This window comes from Aquaspirillum sp. LM1 (assembly GCF_002002905.1).
Lineage (GTDB): Bacteria > Pseudomonadota > Gammaproteobacteria > Burkholderiales > Aquaspirillaceae > Rivihabitans.
Genome location: NZ_CP019509.1, coordinates 843,137 through 861,628, shown reverse-complemented (window position 1 = coordinate 861,628; position 18,492 = coordinate 843,137). Strand labels below are relative to the sequence as shown.

The window sequence follows — 18,492 nt, the reverse complement described above, 5'->3', positions numbered from 1 at the left end:
AGTATTTAGTCAGGGAGTTTTACGGAAACATCGCCAGCACGCACTTCGGTCACGCCGCCACCCTGCACGATGGACACTTCACCGGCGGCGGCCTGGGTCGTGCGGGTTGGCAGACCAAAGCGATTGAGCAGCTTGCGATATTCTTCGGCATTGCGAATGTCGGCGAGGTAGCGGCTCTGTTCGATCAGGCTGATTTCGCGCAAGCCGTGGTTGAAGGCCTGTTCAAGCGCGGCCAGGGCGGCAAGGCGGTTCTGGTTGGCGGCCTTGGCTTCGGCTGCCACGATCCAGGCTTCGATCAAAGTAGGAGAGGCCGCCGTCAGTTGGTCAGCAAGCTGGTTGGCCTGGCCGAAGTTGTGCTTCATCAGTTCATTGCGAACCGTGTCGAGGGTGACCTTGTTTTGGCTGGTTTCGACTGTGGGCACCGGACTGGCCTTGTTGGACTCATTGCAGCCCGCGAGGCAAATCAGCGAGATCAGCAGTGCGCTATACGTGTTCATGTTTCTTCTACTGCCTATGAATTGATGCGGGTTGTTCATTGAGGCCCCAGGCTAGCTGGCGGGGCACCCAGAGTGGGGCGTATTCGCCTGGGCGCGCAGGCTTACCCATTTTGCAAAAATGGGTGTCATTTTGCGCCGGTTGGGCATGCTTTCCTATCCGTAGAAATACGCAAATGCATGATAAAAGCATTGGTGCGATGGCCCTGACCCACCCGGATGATCTTGTCCTGGCGCACGCCGCCGTGGCGGATGGCCGTCCAGGGCGCGGGCACCACGCTATAATCCCGGCCTGACCGCCATCTTCTTTCGCCGCCATGTTGCCGCTCCCCCCTACCGCCCAGGCTGTGCTCTACACGCTGGCCTGTGTACCCGAAGGCCTGCCCGAGCGGGTGTTGCTTGCCGTTGTCCCACCGCTGTTTCCCCCTGACGCCCCCGGCAGCCTGCCGCCGCGTCCGCAGGCGCTGTTGCGCCGGCTCACTGAGCAGGGCTGGCTGGATACGATTCCCGGCGGTTGGCGGCTGGCCGAGGCGCGCCTGCTGGCGGTGTGGACAGATATCGCCGGGGCGGCCTGGCTGTGGCCCTTGGCGCAGATGGCCATGACGCAGCTGCATCAGGCACCGCCCAGTCCGGCGCAGGCACAAAGCCGCGACTGGCTGGCGCGGCTGATGCGCGGCGAGCGGGGGTTTCTGGCAGCGCTGGATCAGTCGCAGCAGGCACTGGCGCAGCTGAATGCGCAGGCCGATGCGCCATCCGCACCAGAAGCCCCCTGCCGGCTGGCGTGGTGGCTGACGGTCAGCGACGGTGGGGTAGAACTGGCGGCGCGTGAGCAAAAGCGCAGCGCGTCAGGCTGGAGTCGGGGGCGGGTACTGAGCTGGAAACGTTTGCGTGCCGATCCGCCCACCTGGCTCAGCGCGCAAGACCGCACGGTGCTGGCCCAGATCCGCGTCAGCGAGGTGTATTACTACGGTGGCGAAAGCTGCCAGCTGGAGGCCGATGCCGCCTTGCCCCGGCTGATTGGCCATCCGGCGCTGTTTGACGCCCAGACCGGACAACCGGTCAGCCTGCAGGCCGGCCAGCCGGCCCTGCTGCTGCAACAGCAGGGCGACACCGTGCAGCTGGCCTTGTCGCCAGCGGGGCTGGCTCACGCCCAGGGGGTGTGGCTGGAGCAGATCAACCCCGGCTGCTGGCAGGTGTACCCGGTTAGCGCCGAGCTGACTCGGATCAGCGCCATCATCGGGCACGGGCTGCGCGTACCGCGTGCGGCGCGGGCGCAGCTGCTGGACGTGATCACCCAATTGGCCCCGCTGCTGCCGATTCACAGCGACATGACCGACCTGGCCGGCCAACTGCCCGCCGTGCCAGCCGACCCCACCCTGTATGTGCATTTGCGCCCGGAAGGCGACGGCCTGCGTGTGCAGCTGCGCGTGCGCCCGTTGGCGCAAGGCCGTGATTACCGTCCGGGTCAGGGCATGGTCACCGTGGTGGGCTGCGTGGACGGGCGCACCGTCCACACCTGCCGCCTGCTGGACCACGAACGCAGGCAGGCCGCCCGGCTGTTGCGCCAGTGCCCGACGCTGGCGGCGTGCGCGCATGAATCTGGCGACCGGCTATGCACCGACCCGCAGCAGGCGCTGGCGGTGCTGGCCGAGCTACAGGCGATTGAAGACGACCAGTTGCGCTGCATCTGGCCCGCCGGCCAGCGGATGCGGCTGGCCGGTCCGGCCAGCTTGCGCCAGACATCACTGGGCATTCAGCAGCAAGGCAATTGGTTTGTGCTGTCGGGCCAGTTGACCCTGGACGATGGCCGGGTGGTCCAGCTGCGCGAGCTGCTCACCTTGCTGGCGCAGCAGTCGGGCCGCTATGTGGCGCTGGGCGAACAGGATTGGCTGGTGCTGGATCAGCGCTTGCGCCAGCGGCTGGAAGCCCTGGCACTGGCGTGCGACCACTTGGGTGCCGACGGCGGCGCACGGATCAGCCCGTTGGCTTTGCCGCTGCTGGCGCAGTTGGCCGCCGAGGTAGGCGACTGCCAGGCCGATGCCGCCTGGGCTGCCCAGCAGGCGCGCTGGCGGGAGGTGTCGCAACAGGCCGTCAGCCTGCCGAGCACGCTACAGGCCACCCTGCGTGACTACCAGCTGGCCGGCTTTACCTGGCTGGCGCGGCTGGCACACTGGGGGGCGGGGGCGTGTCTGGCCGACGATATGGGCCTGGGCAAGACCATGCAGACGCTGGCGCTGTGCCTGCTGCGCGCCGGGCAGGGGCCGCAATTGGTGGTGGCCCCCACCTCGGTGGCGCAAAACTGGCTGGCCGAAGCCGCCCGCTTTGCCCCCGACCTGCGCCTGCGTCCGTATCAGCAGCAGCGCCATCTGCGCGGGCTGGCACCGCACGATCTGGTGGTGGTCAGCTACGGGCTGTTCCAGCTCGATGCCGAGGCCTTTGCCAGCGTGCGCTGGACCAGCGTGATTCTGGATGAAGCCCAGGCAATCAAAAACCCCGACACCCGCCGCGCCCAGGCGGCATTTGCCTTGCACAGCGACTTTCGCCTGGCGGCCAGCGGTACCCCGGTGGAAAACCATCTGGGCGAGCTATGGAGCCTGTTCCGCTTTATCAACCCCGGCTTGCTTGGCAGCCAGGCGCGCTTTGCCGAGCGCTTTGCCACGCCAATCGCCCAGGGCGACCACGCCGCCCGCGAGACGCTGAAAAGCCTGGTGCAGCCGTTTATTTTGCGCCGGACCAAGGCGCAGGTGCTGACCGAGCTGCCGCCGCGTACCGAACTGGTGCATCGAGTGGTGTTGTCCGACGATGAGCGGCATCTGTATGAGGCGCTGCGTCAGGAAGCGCTGGACCAGGTGGCCCAGGCCGCCGAGCATGAACGCGCCATGCAGGTGCTGGCGCAGATTACCCGGCTGCGCCGGCTGTGCTGCCATCCTTCGCTGGTGTTGCCCAACAGCACCCTGGCCGGCAGCAAGCTGGGCGCATTTGCCGGCCTGATGACCGAGCTGCTGGACAATGGCCACAAGGCGCTGGTGTTCAGCCAGTTTGTGGACCACCTGGCGCTGGCCCGGCACTGGCTGGAACAGCGCGGCATTGCCTATCAGTATCTGGATGGCAGCACCCCGGCCCGTCAGCGTCAGGCGCGGGTCAAGGCATTTCAGGCGGGCGAGGGCGAGGTATTCCTGATCAGCCTGAAAGCAGGCGGCACCGGGCTGACGCTGACCGCCGCCGACTATGTGCTGCATCTGGATCCCTGGTGGAACCCGGCAGTGGAAGACCAGGCCAGCGACCGCGCCTACCGCATGGGCCAGCAACGCCCGGTGACCATCTACCGGCTGATTGCCGCAGACACCATTGAAGAACAGATGATTGCCCTGCACCACGCCAAGCGTGATCTGGCCGATAGCCTGCTGGAAGGCGGTGACCGCAGCGCCTTGCTGGATGCCGACGCCTTGCTGGCGCTGTTGCGCGGGGAGGCAATCGGCTAGTCGCCAGTCACGTTGAAACACGAGGGTGTATGCGAGCAAGCCAACGTCGGATGTCTTGCTTAATTTATTTCAATACAACAGCTTGATTTGACACGGCGAACCATCCGCCGCACCCCACCGCGTCATTCCCGCGCAGGCGGGAATCCAGTGGCATCCACAGCGTGCCGGCCATCCTGCAACGCTCACCCCCCACAGCGCACGCTGTAGCGCGGTCTGGGTTCCCGCCTTCGCGGGAACGACACGTCAGATGAAACTCATGCCGAAAGCAGTCGAGTCGCCAGTCATTTGGTTCATATCATCGTGACTGGCTACTAGGAAACCCGGCAGGGCGACGGGCAAGTCCATCGCTGCCGCGCCGGGCCAGATGCGGTGGCGCTTACAGCACGCTGGCTGGCCGGGTCAGCCCGGCCACCACAAACGGAATCATGTGGCGCACCACGGTATCCGGGTCGCGGGCCGAGACGATGTCGCTCTTGACAAAAATTTTCAGCACATCGTTGCCGGCAAAGGCATTGAACATCATGCCAAACGCCAGATGCAGCCGCCAGGCCAGTTCTTCGCCCTTCAGCTCGGGCAGCACCCGGGCAAACGCCTTGCTGTAGCGGCTGACAAATTCGCTGTATTGCTGTGGCAGGGTGTCGCGGATCAGCCGGTGGTTTTCCACAAAGGTGCGCGACAGCAGGCGGACAAACATGGCCCCGCCACGGTTGGGGTCTTTGGACAGCGCCAGACAGGGGCGGATGAAGGTCATCAGCACCGCTTCCACGGTAACGGGCGTGCCGGATTTTTCCAGCACATCCAGCTCGGCCACGCATTGCTGGTTCAGGGGGGCCAGCCGGCGCACCAGCACCGCCTGAAATAGCGCATCCTTGGAGCCAAAGTGGTAGTTGACCGCAGCCAGATTGACCTCGGCCTGCTGGGTAATGGTCCGCAGCGAGGTGGCCTCGAAGCCGTGCTCGACAAACAGCCGCTCTGCTGCATCCAGAATGCGGGTGGCGGTGTCCTTGTTGGCGCTATCCATGGTATTCCGTTGGGGGGGAGTAGAAGTATTGGGCTCGGACATTATATTTTTATAAATGGTTGTTTGAAACTTTTGTTTATGCCAGAGGGGGGCTCTGGCAGCGGTTTGCCAGCGCGGCCCAGGGGCGGCAGGCGGCAAGCCCCGTGTATGCTTGCTTTTTATCACGATCCGAGCCGTTTGCCCATGGGCTTGGATTGTTGACTGAACAAGCACTTAGCCATTTTTTGGTCAAATGGGCAGCGCTTGCACGCAGCCAATGCGCCGCAAAAGGGGAACAAGGGTAAATTCTGCCACAGTTGCCGCCAATTCCGACAGGCGGAACAAGTTGATTCAGGGCAAGGGCATACGCTGGGTAGCGTGGGTGAAGTTGCCCACAGAGCAAGGGGGTATGTCACAATATTGGCATGAGCCAAACCTGTTTCCATTGCGGCCTGCCGGTGCCGCCAGGGGTTGATTTCCCCATCCGTGACCGGGACACCACTCACCCTGCCTGCTGCGCCGGCTGTCAGGCCGTGGCGCAGACCATTCTGGACAGCGGCCTGGGCGAGTATTACACCCACCGCACCGCCGAAGCCCGCCAGGCCGACCCGCTGCCGGACGAGCTGCTCGAACGCCTGCGCCTGTACGACAGCCCAGCCTTGCAGGCCAGTTTTGTCCGCAGCGAAGACGGCGATATCCGTGAAGCGGCGCTGATTCTGGAAGGCATTACCTGCGCGGCCTGTATCTGGCTGAACGAACACCACCTGCAGCGCCTGCCCGGCGTGCTGTCGGTAGATATCAACTACACCAGCCATCGCGCCAGGGTGCGCTGGGACAATCAGCGCATTGCCCTGTCCAGCATCCTGCAAGCCATTGGCGACATTGGCTACCACGCCCACCCCTACGATGCCGACCGCCAGGAAAAACTGGCCCAGCAAGAGCGCAAGCAGGCAATCAACCGGCTGTGGGTAGCCGGGCTGTCGATGATGCAGGTGATGATGTACGCGGTGCCGATTTATCTGGCCCCCGCTGGCGAGATCGACCCGCAATGGCTGTGGCTGCTGCACTGGTCCAGCCTGATTCTGACCCTGCCGGTGGTGCTGTATTCGGCGCTGCCGTTTTACCGCGCCACCTGGCGCGACCTGAAAACCCGGCGGGTGGGGATGGACACCCCGGTGACCATCGGCATTCTGACGGCGTTTTTTGCCAGCCTGTGGGCGCTGCTCAACCACATTGACCACGGCATTTACTTTGATTCGGTATCGATGTTTGTGTTCTTGCTGCTGGGCGGGCGCTACCTGGAAGGCATTGCCCGGCGCAAGGCTGGCGCGGCAGCGGAAAGCCTGGTCAAGCTGGTGCCGGCGTTTTGCCACCGCCTGCCCGACTGGCCGGACGCGCGCACCGAAGAAGCCGTGGTGGCCACACTGGCCGCCGGCGACGTGCTACGGGTGAACGCGGGCGAAACCGTGCCGGCGGATGGGGATATTCTGGCCGGACAGAGCGCGGTCAACGAAGCGCTGCTGACCGGGGAAAGCCGCCCGCTGCCGCGCGCGCCCGGCGACACGGTGATTGCCGGCAGCATCAATCTGGACAGCCCGCTGACCGTGCGGGTCACCCACACCGGGCCAAACACCCGGCTGGCCGGCGTGGTGCGCCTCTTGGATCAGGCGCTGGCCGACAAACCCCGGCTGGCGGTGCTGGCCGACCGCTTTGCCGGCTGGTTTGTTGCCCTGCTGCTGCTGACCGCCGCCGCCAGCTATCTGGGCTGGTGGTGGATCGACCCGGAGCGGGCGCTGTGGATCATGGTGGCGGTGCTGGTGATTTCCTGCCCGTGCGCCTTGTCGCTGGCCACCCCGGCAGCGCTGACCGCCGCCACCGGCCATCTGGCCAGCATTGGCCTGCTGACCACCCGTGGCCATGCGCTGGAAACCCTGGCCAAAGTTACCGACGCGGTGTTCGACAAGACCGGCACGCTCACCCATGGCGACATGCGCCTGCTGGCCACCCTGAGCCTGGATGCCACACCACCAGCCCAGGCGCAGGCGTTGGCCGCCGCACTGGAACAACACGCCCATCACCCCATTGCCCGCGCTTTTGCTGCTGAAGCGCCCACCAATGCGCCAGCGTTGCCGACCATCGACGCCGTGGGCTATCTGGCTGGTCGTGGCTTGCACGCCAGCATCGACGGCCAGGCCTGGCGGCTGGGCAAGCCAGACTATGTGGCCGAACTGGCGGGCGCGCGGCCAGCGGCGCTGGCGGGCTGGCATGACGACGCCACCGTGGTGGCGCTGGGGCATGCCGGCGGCTGGGTGGCGGCGTTTGCGCTGGGCGATGCCCTGCGTCCGCAAGCGCGTACGCTGATTGACGCGCTGCGCGCCCACGGCGTGCGCAGCCATATCCTGTCGGGTGATGCGCCATCCACCGTCGCCGCCGTGGCGGCGCAGCTTGGCGTGGACAGCGCCCAGGGCGGCCTGCTGCCAGAAGACAAACTGGCGCAGGTGGCCGCCTGGCAGGCCGAAGGCCGCCGGGTGCTGATGCTGGGCGATGGGGTGAACGATGCGCCAGTGCTGGCGCGTGCGGATGTGTCGGTGGCCATGGGCGGCGGTGCCGACGTGGCGCGGATGAGCGGCGACATGGTGCTGGTAAACGACCAGCTGACCCGGATCGACCAGGCCATTGTGCTGGCCCGGCGCACGCTGCAGATCATCCGCCAGAACCTGTGGTGGGCGGTGGCGTACAACCTGATTGCCCTGCCGCTGGCCATCAGCGGCCATATCACCCCATGGCTGGCCAGCCTGGGCATGGCCAGCAGCTCGCTGCTGGTGGTGAGCAATGCCCTGCGGCTGGTCAGGCGCTGAGGGGGACTGAGCCGACCCTCATAACAGCCTGGCCCCCGTCGCTGGCGGGGGCCAGGCTGGCTTGCGGCTAAAACGCTTTCTGAAGCAATCCGCGTCAGTGCGGGCGCACCCGGCCCAGCGCCAGCCCGGCAAACACGGCGGCAATCCCGGCCACATGCCAGGGGTGCAATGTTTCCCCCAGCAGCAGGCAGGACAACACCGCGCCAAACGCCGGCACCAGATGCAGGCAGGCGCTGGCCCGTTCGGCCCCCAGCTCGGCAATGGCCCGGTTGTAGCACAGGTAGGCAATCACTGACGGAAACACCCCCAGATACAGCACCCCGCTGATTGCCGCACCAGACAGCGAGGGCAGGCCATGCTGTTGCGTCTCCCATAGCGCCAGTGGCAGCAGCATCAGCCAGCCCAGCAGCATGCACAGGCTGGCCAGGGTCAGCCGGTCAAGCTGGGCGGGCAGACGGCGCATCAGCAAGGTGTAGGCCGCCCAGCAGCAGCAGCCGGCAAACACCCAGGCATCGCCGCCACTGGGTGTCCAGGCGTTCAGTTGCCAGGGCTGGCCACGGCTGACCAGCACCAGCACCCCCAGCAGCGACACCCCCAGGCCGAGCAACTGACGCGAACCAGGCCGCCGCCGCGCCGCCAGGGCGCTGAAGGCCAGAATCAGCACGGGCGTCAGCGCATTCAGCAGCACCGCCTGGGTGGCCGGCGTGGTTTGCAGGCCCTGGTAAATCAGCGTATTGCACGCCGCCACCCCGGTCAGCGCCAGCGCCAGCAGCGTGCCGGTCCAGGGCACAAAGCTGCGCCAGTGCTGGCGCACACGCGGCCAGACCCAGGGCAACAGGCAAATCAGCGCCACGCTCCAGCGGCCAAAGGCCATGTGCAATGGGGTAAGGCTGTCGTGCAGCGCCCGGCCAGCCACAAAATTGCCCGCCCAGAACAAGGCGGCCAACCCAGCCAGCAAGGGGCCCAATGGCCAGTCGGCCAGACGGGGGAAAAAAGAAAAAGGCGCACGGGGGTGACCCGCTGCCGTAAAGTGCAGGGAAAAAGACATGGCGGTTCTTTTCGGATAGAAAAGTTCATCACTGCTGCCCGCTTGTGGCGGACAACCGGAACAGGCCAGTCGGCCAGCGATGCAGCGGGTAAGCTGAACCACGGGCCGGCTGGGCCTCTCGCGCCGGTCGGGCCATGGCTGGGTGAAGCCGTGGCGGCCCGAAGGTGCGCAAGCGAAAGACAAGCAAGCATAATGCCTGCTGATTGGGGCTGGCCAGCGCCGGGAGGGCCGGCTGCGCGCCAAACCGCCGCCAGACTGGCCAAAGCCGCCGACATGCCGGACAATCCGCACCCCATGAGGGATGGCAGATGCCGTCGATCCGATTATGCTGTGTTTTTTGTTGGCCAGATTGCCGTGAATATTGCCCTGAATATCGACATTGATACCGCCCGTGGTGCCCGTGAGGGCTTGCCGCGCCTGCTGGAGGTGTTGCAGCAGCACCACGCCCAGGCCACCGTGTGCATCCATCTGGGGCGCGATGCGGGTGCGCCACGGCTGGAGGGGGCCAGCTGGCGCTTGCGTGGACGCTGGTATGGCTGGGGCAGCCTGTTGCGCGGGCGGCTGTGGCCCGGTGAGGCGCTGGGCCCGTATGCCGCGCCATCCTGCCTGGCTGCTGCGCGTCAGGCCGGTTGCGAAACCGGTCTGCGCCTGGCGGCATCACGCGCTTGGCGCGGCGAGCTGCCAGCAACTGGCCTGAAGCAGCGGCTGAGCCGGTTTCGCCAGCTGACCGGCCTTCAGCCGGACAGCCCGCTGGTGGTATCGCTGCCACAGGGCTGCGCCAGCTGGCCGCTGCTGCGTCTGGCCCAGCAATGCGGCATCAGCCTGCTGACCGGGGTGGCCGGGCAGGCACCGTTCATGCCGGTTTACCGGGCCGAACAGGTGGAGGTGGCGGTGGCACCGATTACCCTGCCCAGCCTGTGGCAGGCACGCGGCAAGGACGCCCAGCCTGGCGACGATGCCGTGGCCGCCTTGCTGGCGCACACCGAGCCATCCAGTGCCACTGGTCAGCTGTATTGCGCGTCAGCCGAGCTGGAAGGTGGGCCATGGCTGGCGCAGTTTGACCAGTTGCTGGCCGGCTGGCGGGCGCAGGGCCATCAGTTGATGGGCCTGACCGACTGGCTGAACCAGGCCCCGGCGCTGCCGCACCATGCCTGGGAGATGCACGGGCCACGGCATGCCGCCCGTCAGGGCACGGCGCTGTTTCAGCTCGCGGCGGATACTGCTGACTGAAGGCTGTCCAGCGGATGCAGCCACGCCATGCCGGCTGCCAGCCCAAACAGATAGACCACGCAGCCCAGCCCAATCAGCCAGGCCAGCGAGCGCGGCCGGGCCAGGTCGGCAATATAAAACAGGCCATGGGCAATGCGCGCCAGCACAAACAGCAGCGCGGCATTGTCGATCTGGCTGGCGTCTGCCTGGCGAATTGAAGCCACCAGCACGGCGGCAATGAACAGTGGCAGTGATTCAAATGCATTGGCCTGCGCCCAGTTGGCCCGCTTGCGATGGCCCTGCGCCTGCGCCAGCACGTCACGCGGGCAATGATTGTCGTAAGGCGCGCCCAGCTTGGCCACCAGCGCCCACACATAGGGCAGCAGGCCAGCAATCAGCAGGCACCAGTAAGCAAGAGACATGCAACCTCCGGAAAGTCTGATCGGCCACCCCGGCCAATACGCCGGGTGACAGCACCGCTGAACGCTGGTGCGTGCTGCGCGTGCAGGCGCGCCGCCCCGGTGGCGGGGCGGAGGCGCTGGCCAAGACTATACCGGTTTGCCAATCCGGATAGCGAATAAAACCCTGTTGGCTGGAGGGGTAAACAAGACAGCGGGGCGGTTTGCTGCCCGTCCGCCTTAGCCCGGTGGCTTGGCGTACAAATAGCGCTGGTCGTCAAAGGTGGCCACCCAGTGTGGCTTGTACACCACGAAAATGGCCAGCACCAGGCCGGTGGTGAATGCTTCTGACCACGACAGCAAAAAATAAAAACTCAGCGCGTCGCCAAACAGATAATCCGGCGGATAAGCATCGGCCAGCGCCAGCGCGCACACCGCCAGCAGCCCGGCACAGAAAAAACTCAGCCAGCCGGTCAGAAATGCATTGAAAAAGATATAGACAAAGTAATTGGCCGGCAGCCGCCGGGCCAGGCGCAGGGTCAGCCCGGTCAGCGCCACCGGCAGGGCAGCCATCACCAGATAGTTCACCCCGAACGCCGACCACTCGGCCATGCCATAGGCGCTGACCGCCGCCAGCACAATGGCCAGGCCAATCAGCGCCAGCCAGGGGCCGGCCATCAGCGCAAACGCCGCGCCGCCCAGCAGGTGAAACTCCAGCCCCGGCTTGAAGCCGCCCTTGAGCGACCAGAACAGCATCACCACCACGCACGCCCCCATCCAGGCATTCAGCGCCACCGGGTTGAGCGTGCGCCAGGGCGTGCGCCGCACCGCCTCCAGCAGGAGCAACACCACCATGGCCAGGGTGAGCCACAGGGTGGCCGGGGCAAAAAACTGGGCGGGGAAGTGCATGGTCACATCCTGAGCGAAAAACAATCTATCCGCTATGATAGCAAAACCGCACCAGACGTTTGTGCGACGCAATGTCGCGCCATGCCCCTGATCTGGCAGGGGGGAAAGCCTGCATGGTGCAAAAGGCGTGTTAACCCATCACCAGCGCTGCTTTTATCTGAACTCACCCTCCGGCACCACACTCACCGCCACCGACAGGGTATGGCTGCCGCCGCCCTGAATCACCCCGCGCAGCGGGGCCACGTCGGCGTAGTCCCGACCACAGGCAATGACCGCATGGCTGGTGCCGGCCAGCATATTGTTGGTGGGGTCAAGCTCCACCCAGCCGTGTTGTGGGCAGTACACCGCCACCCAGGCGTGGCTGGCGTCCACGCCCAGCAGGCGCGGCTGGCCGGGCGGTGGCTCGGTGAGCAAATAGCCGCTGACATAGCGGGCAGGCAGGCCCAGGCTGCGCAGGCAGGCAATCATGATATGGGAAAAATCCTGGCACACGCCGCGACGCTGGTAAAACGCTTCCAGCGCCGGGGTGGCCAGGTCGGTGCTGGCGGTGGCGTAGGTGAATTCACGGTGAATGCGGCTGGTCAGGCCGATGGCGGCCCCCAGCAGGGAGCGGCCAGGCCAGAACTCCAGCAAGGCGTAATCGGCAAAGGCCGGATGCAGCGGCACGAACTCAGACGGAAACCCATACTCGGCGGCCGCCTGAAACGGCTGGCCAGCCTGAAAGCGCATGGCCTCGCGCACCGATTCCCACGACGGGCTGTGCTCGGCTTGCGGGCAGGGCTGGGGCAGGCGGCGCACCCGGCTTTCGGCGCGCACGCTCAGGCTGTGGTGCGGGGTGTGCAGGGTGAGGTGATGCTGCGGGTTGCCAAAGTAGTCGAGCGAGGCAATGTTGCGGGTGACAGGTGGGTCGATGTCCAGGCGAAACGCTTCCAGCTGCTGGTCGGCGCGGCGCAGCGGCTCCAGGTGCAGCAGATGCATGGCCAGATCCACCCGGCTGGCGTAGCGGTAGGTGGTGACGTGCGAGATATGCAGCACGGTGGGCCGGTTGTCGGTGAAGTTCAGCATCGGCTGCTCGGCATCAGGTCGTCCGGCTGCCAGGCCGGATTGTGGTTGAAGTAGTGCAGGCCGATTTCGTCGGACAGTCTGGCGCTGACATGCTGCAGATGCTGGGTGAAACAGCGCAGGGTGTCCAGCTGGCCAGAGGGCGTGCGCTGGCACAGCGCTTCCAGCGTCGGGCATTGTACCGGCAGCAGGGTGGCCAGTTCGGCGGTGCCAGGCAGGCTGGGCAGCGCGCCCAGTTCGCTGCGCAGGCTGGTCAGCACGGCATTGAGCGCGCGCGGGTTGCCGTCGTCGCACACCAGCAGGTCGAGCAGGGCGGGAATTTCCTGGCGGCACTGGTAGTAGCTGCGGTAGGTCAGCGAGCTGTCAAACAGTGCCAGCAGCAGCTCAAATGCCGCACCGTGCGGTGGCCAAAGGCCGGCAAAGCTTTGTCCCAGCTGCATCGACAGCAGGTTCAGCCGTTCCAGATGGCGGCCAATGGCCAGAAAGCGCCAGCCGTCGTCGCGGGTCATGTGGTCGGCCTGTTCGCCGGCAATCGCCACCAGCTCGACGGCCAGTTGTTCCAGGTCGGCCAGCGCTTCGGCGTTGCTGTAGTCGCCCTGATGGGCGCGCTGCGCCTGCTGGCCGGAAAAGCGCCGGCTGGTGGCCAGCACCAGACGCGAATAGGTGGGCGACAGCCGGTCGCGCACGGGCGAGGCGGCGGCGGCCAGTGCGGCCAGGGTGTGCGCCACACTCCAGGCGGCGTCGGCATCCACCAGGCCAATTCGGATGGCGTGCGCCAGCGCGCCAGGGGTGGTGTGGGTGGGTGCTGGGCCGGGCAGCAGGCTCATATGCCAGCACAGCCGTGCCAGCAGCGGCAGGTGTTCGCCGCCGGGGCTGCTGGTGTGGTTGACCGCCAGCCATTCCAGCGCCCAGTGCGCCAGACGCACGCGCTGTTCGGCGCGTTCGGCATAGCGCCCCATCCAGAACAGATTTTCGGCAGCGCGGCTGGTCACCAGCCGGCGCTTGTGGCGCAGGTCGATCGGGCGCAGCTGGCCGGGCAGCAGGGAAAAAGTGTCCACTTCGCCGCTGGTCAGCACCCAGGTGTCCAGGCTGCTGCCACCGCGCTGCATCGACACCACCGGCTGGTCGGGTTCGTCGGCAATCCGGGTCAGGCCACCAGGCAGCACTTGCCAGCCGCCTTCGCCGTCGGCAATGGCAAACACCCGCAGCATGGCCGGGTGGGCGGCAATATGGCCATGCCGCCAGATGGGCGCTTGCGACAGCGGGATATTCTCCTGCAGGGTGTACGCGCCTGGTTGCTGCAGAATGCGTGCGCGCCACTGGGCCAGGCTGGCCGGATCGAGCTGGCTGCACAGGATCGGCTCGTTGCCATGGTAGGGCGGGCCGGGCGGGTAGGTGGGCTTGATGATGCGCTGGTCGAGTTCGCTCAGTGCCTCGGCACAGGCGGCGTCCTCGCCACACCACCAGGAATGCAGTGACGGCAGTTGCAGCGGCTCGCCCAGCAGCGCCTCGCACACGCCAGGCAAAAAGCCCAGCAGGGCGGGGGATTCCAGAAAACTGCTGCCCAGCGCATTGGCCATCAGCACCTTGCCGGCGCGCACCGCCTGCAGCAGGCCGGGAATGCCCAGGGTGGAGTCGGTACGCAGTTCCAGCGGATCGCAGAAGTTGTCGTCCAGCCGGCGCAGCACCACTTGCACTGGGGTCAGCCCGGTGAGGGTTTTCAGGAACAGCTCATCGCCACGCACGGTCAGGTCGCTGCCTTCGACCAGCGGTATGCCCAGATAGCGCGCCAGGTAGGCGTGTTCAAAGTAGGTTTCGTTATACGGGCCAGGCGTGAGCAGCACCATGCGCGGCGCCGTCTGGCGCGGCGCGGGTGGGCTCAACCGGGTGAGGGTGGCCAGCAATTGCCGGTAGCTGCTGGCCAGGTGTTGCACGCGCAGCTGGCGGAAAGCCTCGGGAAACAGCCGCGACACAATCAGCCGGTTTTCCAGCGCATAGCCCAGCCCGGACGGGGCCTGGGTGCGCTGGGCCATCACGCTCCAGCGGCCATTGGGGTGGCGGGCCAGGTCAAACGCCACAATATGCAGAAACACCCCGCCAGCCGGCTGATGGCCGCTGAGCGCGCGCAAATAGCCCGGATGGCCCAGCACCAGTTCGGTGGGCACCAGGCCACGATGCAGCAGGGTTTGCGCACCGTACAGGTCGGCCAGCATCTGGTTGAGCAGGCGCGCGCGCTGGCTTACCCCGCTGGCAATCTGCTGCCAGTCGGCCTCATCCAGAATAAACGGCAGGATGTCCAGCGACCAGGGCCGCGCCGGGCCGCTCTGGGTGTCGGCGTACACATTGTAGGTGATGCCGTTGTCGCGGATTTGCCGGTCGGCGTCGCCTTGCTTGCCGGCCAGTTCCACCGGCGATTCCAGTTGAAAAAACTGCTGCCAGTGCGCACGCACGCCGTGGGCGTCGTGCCACTCGTCAAAGTGAGCAGGGGACGGCAGGCTGCCATCGTCCAGGGACGACGCAACTGCCGCTTCCCCGGCGAAATCCGTGTCCATGCCATGCGTCCAGAGGTGAAGGCCCTGACTGCGCCGCCACCGGGTAAAGGGGGAAAAAACGCCCGAACCAGGGGGCCGGGTTCGGGCGCATCAGGGCGGTAGTCTAACGCGGCTGTCGTCGCAAATCGAGGGTAAATGGCAATTCGCGGCTTGGCGCAGCCGGGCTGACCGCCATTGGCCCTGGCGTATGGCCCAGGGTAAAGAAGCGGGCCAGCCGGCGGCTTTCGGCTTCGTAGGCGTTAACCGGGAAGCTGTCGTAATTGCGTCCGCCGGGATGGGCCACATGGTACTGGCAGCCGCCCAGCGAGCGTTCCATCCAGCGGTCCACCACGTCAAACACCAGCGGCGCGTGTACGTCGATGGTCGGGTGCAGCGCATTGGGCGGGTTCCATGCCCGATAGCGCACCCCGGCCACATACTCGCCGGCGCGCCCGGTGGGGTGCAGCGGCAGCGCCTGGCCGTTGACGGTAATCACATGGCGGTTGTCGTTCAGCCCGCTGACCTTCACTTCGATGCGTTCCAGCGACGAATCCACATAGCGCACCGTGGTGCCGGCCATGCCTTCTTCGCCCATCACATGCCAGGGCTCCAGCGCGTGATGCAGTTCCAGATGCACGCCGCGCACATCCAGTTCGCCCATCCGGGGGAAGCGGAAGGCAAAGTGCGGGGCAAACCAGTCCAGTTCAAAGCTGTAACCCGCGTCATTCAGCTCGGCCAGCACGTCTTCAAAGTCCATCTGCACAAAGGTGGGCAGCATAAAGCGGTCGTGCAGCGCAGTGCCCCAGCGGGTCAGGCTGACGTGGTAGGGCTGCTGCCAGAAGCGCGCCACCAGCGCACGGATCAGCAGTTGCTGCACCAGGCTCATCCGCGCATGGGGCGGCATTTCAAACGCGCGCAGTTCCAGCAGGCCCAGCCGGCCCGTGCTGGAATCTGGCGAATACAGCTTGTCGATGCAGAACTCGGCACGGTGGGTGTTGCCGGTGACGTCCACCAGCAGGTTGCGCAGAATGCGGTCGATCACCCAGGGCGAGACATCGCTGCCCTGCTTGGCCACGGCCTTGCGCACTTCCTGCAGGGCGATGTCCATTTCGTACACTTGATCATTGCGCGCCTCGTCCAGCCGGGGGGCCTGGCTGGTCGGGCCGATGAACAGGCCGGAGAACAGATAGCTCAGCGACGGGTGGTTGTGCCAGTAGGCAATCAGGCTGGCCAGCACATCCGGACGACGCAGGAAGGGGCTGTCAGCCGGGGTGGCCCCGCCCAGCACAAAGTGGTTGCCGCCGCCGGTGCCGGTGTGGCGGCCATCCAGCATGAATTTTTCGGTGGACAGCCGGGTTTCGTGCGCGGCCTGGTACAGAAATTCGGTGCGTTCGACCAGCTCTTCCCAGTGGCTGGCCGGGTGGATGTTGACTTCGATCACGCCGGGGTCGGGGGTCACTTGCAGCAGAGTCAGACGCGGGTCGCGCGGCGGCGGATAGCCTTCCAGCACAATCTTGACCTTCAGCGCTTCGGCGGTGCGTTCAATGGCTGCCAGCAGGCCCAGGTAGTCTTCCACTTCGGCCAGCGGCGGCATAAACACATACAGCACGCCCAGCCGGGCCTCCACGCACAGTGCGGTGCGCACCACCTCATGCGCCGAACTGAACTTGGCTGGCGCAGGGGTGTTGAATTCGGCATTGCCGGTGCTGACCGTTGTGCTGCCAGGCAGGGCTTTTTGCTGGGCCGGGGTCAGCGGGGCCAGGTAGGGATACTGGGCGCGCAGTTCGGCCGCTGCCGGCAGGGTGTGGCGGGCGGCAAATGGGTCAACTTCAATCAGGTAGGGGTAGTCGCGCTTGTCCACCCACGGCAGCGAATCCAGCGGCAGGCGCAGGCCCATTGGGGAATCGCCGGGCAGCAGATACAGCCGCTCGTCGCGCAGGAACCAGCGCCCGGTGCACCAGCGCCCCAGCTGGCGGGCAATCGGCAAGGTGTACCCTACCGCCTTGTCCAGGCCGTGGCTGAAAATCCGCCGCAGGCGGGTGCGTTCGAGTTCGTCGTCCAGCCGGGCGTCAAAGGGATCGACGTTGACCGGCAGCTGGCGTTCACGCCACAGGTAGTACCAGGTGTCTTCGTAGGCGGGCAGGATGCAACTGCTGTCCAGGCCCAGGGTTTCGCTCAGGCGGTGGATAAAGCGGCCTGCGTCGTCCTCGGTGTAGTGCGAGGGCAGCCGTTCGTCGGCAAACAGCGCCGGGTTGTGCCAGCACGGCTGGCCGTCCTTGCGCCAGTACACCGACAGCGCCCAGCGCGGCAGCGGTTCACCGGGATACCACTTGCCCTGGCCAAAGTGCAGAAAGCCGCTGCTGCCATAGCGGGCGCGCAGTTTTTGCACCAGCTCGGTGGCGTAGCCGCGCTTGGTTGGGCCGATGGCGGCGGTGTTCCATTCTTCGGCGTCGCGGTCGTGGTCCGCCACAAAAGTGGGTTCACCGCCCATGGTCAGCCGCACGTCCTGGGTCATCAGGTCGGCGTCTACCTGCTGGCCCAGTGCGTCGATCTCGGCCCATTGCGCGTCGGTGTACGGCAGGGTAACGCGCGGCGATTCGAGAATCCGGGTAACGTCCATTTCGTGGATAAAGCTGACTTCGCATTTGTCCACGGCACCGGTTACCGGGGCGGCGCTGCTGGGCTCGGGCGAGCAGGCCAGCGGAATATGCCCTTCGCCGGCAAACAGCCCGGAAGTGGGGTCCAGCCCAATCCAGCCGGCGCCAGGCAGGTACACTTCGCACCAGGCGTGCAGGTCGGTAAAGTCGGCTTCGGCCCCGCTGGGGCCATCCAGCGATTTGACGTCGGGCTTGAGCTGGATCAGGTAGCCGGAAACAAAGCGGGTGGCCAGGCCCAGGTGGCGCAGCACCTGCGCCATCAGCCAGCCAGAATCACGGCACGAGCCGCTGGCCAGGGTGAGGGTTTCTTCCGGGGTTTGCACCCCCGGCTCCAGCCGGATCAGGTAGCGGATGGCGTGGTGGATTTTCTGGTTAAGCGCCACCAGAAAATCCACCGTACCCACCGGGGTCAGGTCGAGTTCGTCGATGAACGCCTTCAGCGCCGGGGTCAGCTCGCCCTTGACCAGGTAGGGCTGCAGTTCTTGCGCCAGCGCCGGGTCGTAGCCAAACGGAAATTGCTCGGCGCTGGGTTCGAGGAAGAAGTCAAACGGGTTGAACACCGACATTTCTGCCACTAGATCGACGGTGATCTTGAAGTGGTCGGTTTTCTCGGGAAACACCAGCCGGGCCAGGTAGTTGGAAAACGGGTCCTGCTGCCAGTTGATGAAGTGGGTTTCCGGCTCGATCGTGAGCGAGTACGACAGAATGGGGGTGCGGCAGTGCGGCGCCGGGCGCAGGCGCACCACTTGCGGTGACAGGGTAACCCGCTGGTCGTAGCGATAGTGGGTCACGTGACGCAAGGCAACGTGAATGGACATGGAGCTCTCCGCAGTGAAAGCCCCTG

General features: G+C 65.8%; 11 protein-coding genes. 3 read left to right on the top strand and 8 right to left on the bottom strand.

Annotated elements, in window-relative coordinates; genetic code table 11:
* Positions 1-5 precede the first annotated feature (5 nt).
* On the bottom strand, positions 6-536 hold the full coding sequence (locus BXU06_RS03785; protein WP_150125090.1) for a hypothetical protein: 531 nt from the start codon (positions 534-536) through the stop codon (positions 6-8).
* A gap of 275 nt (positions 537-811) precedes the next feature.
* On the opposite strand from BXU06_RS03785, the gene BXU06_RS18460 reads away from it, so the two are divergent.
* Entirely contained in the window at positions 812-3,976 is a 3,165-nt protein-coding gene (locus BXU06_RS18460) for a DEAD/DEAH box helicase (protein WP_077296974.1), read from the top strand.
* A gap of 376 nt (positions 3,977-4,352) precedes the next feature.
* Here BXU06_RS18460 and BXU06_RS03775 read toward each other — a convergent pair whose 3' ends face one another.
* Positions 4,353-4,997: a TetR/AcrR family transcriptional regulator gene (locus BXU06_RS03775; RefSeq protein WP_077296972.1), complete on the bottom strand. Its 645-nt coding sequence runs from the start codon at positions 4,995-4,997 to the stop codon at positions 4,353-4,355.
* Between the two features lie 404 nt (positions 4,998-5,401).
* Here BXU06_RS03775 and BXU06_RS03770 point away from each other — a divergent pair, with 404 nt between their 5' ends.
* Complete coding sequence (locus BXU06_RS03770) at positions 5,402-7,834, top strand: heavy metal translocating P-type ATPase (RefSeq protein WP_077296970.1); 2,433 nt, start codon at positions 5,402-5,404, stop codon at positions 7,832-7,834.
* Positions 7,835-7,928: 94 nt separating this feature from the next.
* On the opposite strand, the gene BXU06_RS03765 is transcribed toward BXU06_RS03770, so the two are convergent.
* Positions 7,929-8,882 (bottom strand): DMT family transporter, encoded by a 954-nt coding sequence (locus BXU06_RS03765; protein WP_171982103.1) that lies wholly within the window; start codon positions 8,880-8,882, stop codon positions 7,929-7,931.
* A gap of 330 nt (positions 8,883-9,212) precedes the next feature.
* Here BXU06_RS03765 and BXU06_RS03760 point away from each other — a divergent pair, with 330 nt between their 5' ends.
* A complete protein-coding gene (locus BXU06_RS03760; RefSeq protein WP_171982102.1) occupies positions 9,213-10,112 on the top strand; it encodes a hypothetical protein in 900 nt (299 codons plus the stop codon).
* On the opposite strand, the gene BXU06_RS03755 is transcribed toward BXU06_RS03760, so the two are convergent.
* The 5 genes from BXU06_RS03755 to BXU06_RS03735 all read right to left on the bottom strand — a co-directional run bounded on the left by BXU06_RS03755 (position 10,085) and on the right by BXU06_RS03735 (position 18,466).
* The gene (locus BXU06_RS03755; protein WP_077296964.1) at positions 10,085-10,513 is read right to left on the bottom strand and encodes an MAPEG family protein; all 429 of its coding nucleotides are present in this window, start codon (positions 10,511-10,513) and stop codon (positions 10,085-10,087) included. The genes BXU06_RS03760 and BXU06_RS03755 overlap by 28 nt on opposite strands.
* Positions 10,514-10,729: 216 nt before the next feature.
* Positions 10,730-11,398 carry an energy-coupling factor ABC transporter permease gene (locus BXU06_RS03750; RefSeq protein WP_077296962.1) on the bottom strand — a complete coding sequence of 223 codons (669 nt, stop codon included), beginning with the start codon at positions 11,396-11,398 and terminating at the stop codon, positions 10,730-10,732.
* 153 nt (positions 11,399-11,551) lie between these two features.
* Positions 11,552-12,463 carry a transglutaminase family protein gene (locus tag BXU06_RS03745; protein ID WP_077296960.1) on the bottom strand — a complete coding sequence of 304 codons (912 nt, stop codon included), beginning with the start codon at positions 12,461-12,463 and terminating at the stop codon, positions 11,552-11,554.
* Positions 12,457-15,012, bottom strand: coding sequence for a circularly permuted type 2 ATP-grasp protein (locus tag BXU06_RS03740; RefSeq protein ID WP_077296958.1), 2,556 nt, complete (start codon positions 15,010-15,012; stop codon positions 12,457-12,459). Before BXU06_RS03740 ends, BXU06_RS03745 begins: the two co-directional genes overlap by 7 nt.
* A gap of 103 nt (positions 15,013-15,115) precedes the next feature.
* Positions 15,116-18,466: a DUF2126 domain-containing protein gene (locus BXU06_RS03735; RefSeq protein WP_077296956.1), complete on the bottom strand. Its 3,351-nt coding sequence runs from the start codon at positions 18,464-18,466 to the stop codon at positions 15,116-15,118.
* Positions 18,467-18,492 lie beyond the last annotated feature (26 nt).

Excerpts from the sequence above, each read along its gene's own strand:
- BXU06_RS03755 (WP_077296964.1), bottom strand. The coding sequence starts at position 10,513 with ATGTCTCTTGCTTACTGGTGCCTGCTGATTGCTGGCCTGCTGCCCTAT.
- BXU06_RS18460 (WP_077296974.1), top strand. The coding sequence starts at position 812 with ATGTTGCCGCTCCCCCCTACCGCCCAGGCTGTGCTCTACACGCTGGCC.
- BXU06_RS03745 (WP_077296960.1), bottom strand. The coding sequence starts at position 12,463 with ATGCTGAACTTCACCGACAACCGGCCCACCGTGCTGCATATCTCGCAC.
- BXU06_RS03740 (WP_077296958.1), bottom strand. The coding sequence starts at position 15,012 with ATGGACACGGATTTCGCCGGGGAAGCGGCAGTTGCGTCGTCCCTGGAC.
- BXU06_RS03735 (WP_077296956.1), bottom strand. The coding sequence starts at position 18,466 with ATGTCCATTCACGTTGCCTTGCGTCACGTGACCCACTATCGCTACGAC.
- BXU06_RS03765 (WP_171982103.1), bottom strand. The coding sequence starts at position 8,882 with ATGTCTTTTTCCCTGCACTTTACGGCAGCGGGTCACCCCCGTGCGCCT.
- BXU06_RS03785 (WP_150125090.1), bottom strand. The coding sequence starts at position 536 with ATGAACAACCCGCATCAATTCATAGGCAGTAGAAGAAACATGAACACG.
- BXU06_RS03775 (WP_077296972.1), bottom strand. The coding sequence starts at position 4,997 with ATGGATAGCGCCAACAAGGACACCGCCACCCGCATTCTGGATGCAGCA.
- BXU06_RS03750 (WP_077296962.1), bottom strand. The coding sequence starts at position 11,398 with ATGCACTTCCCCGCCCAGTTTTTTGCCCCGGCCACCCTGTGGCTCACC.
- BXU06_RS03770 (WP_077296970.1), top strand. The coding sequence starts at position 5,402 with ATGAGCCAAACCTGTTTCCATTGCGGCCTGCCGGTGCCGCCAGGGGTT.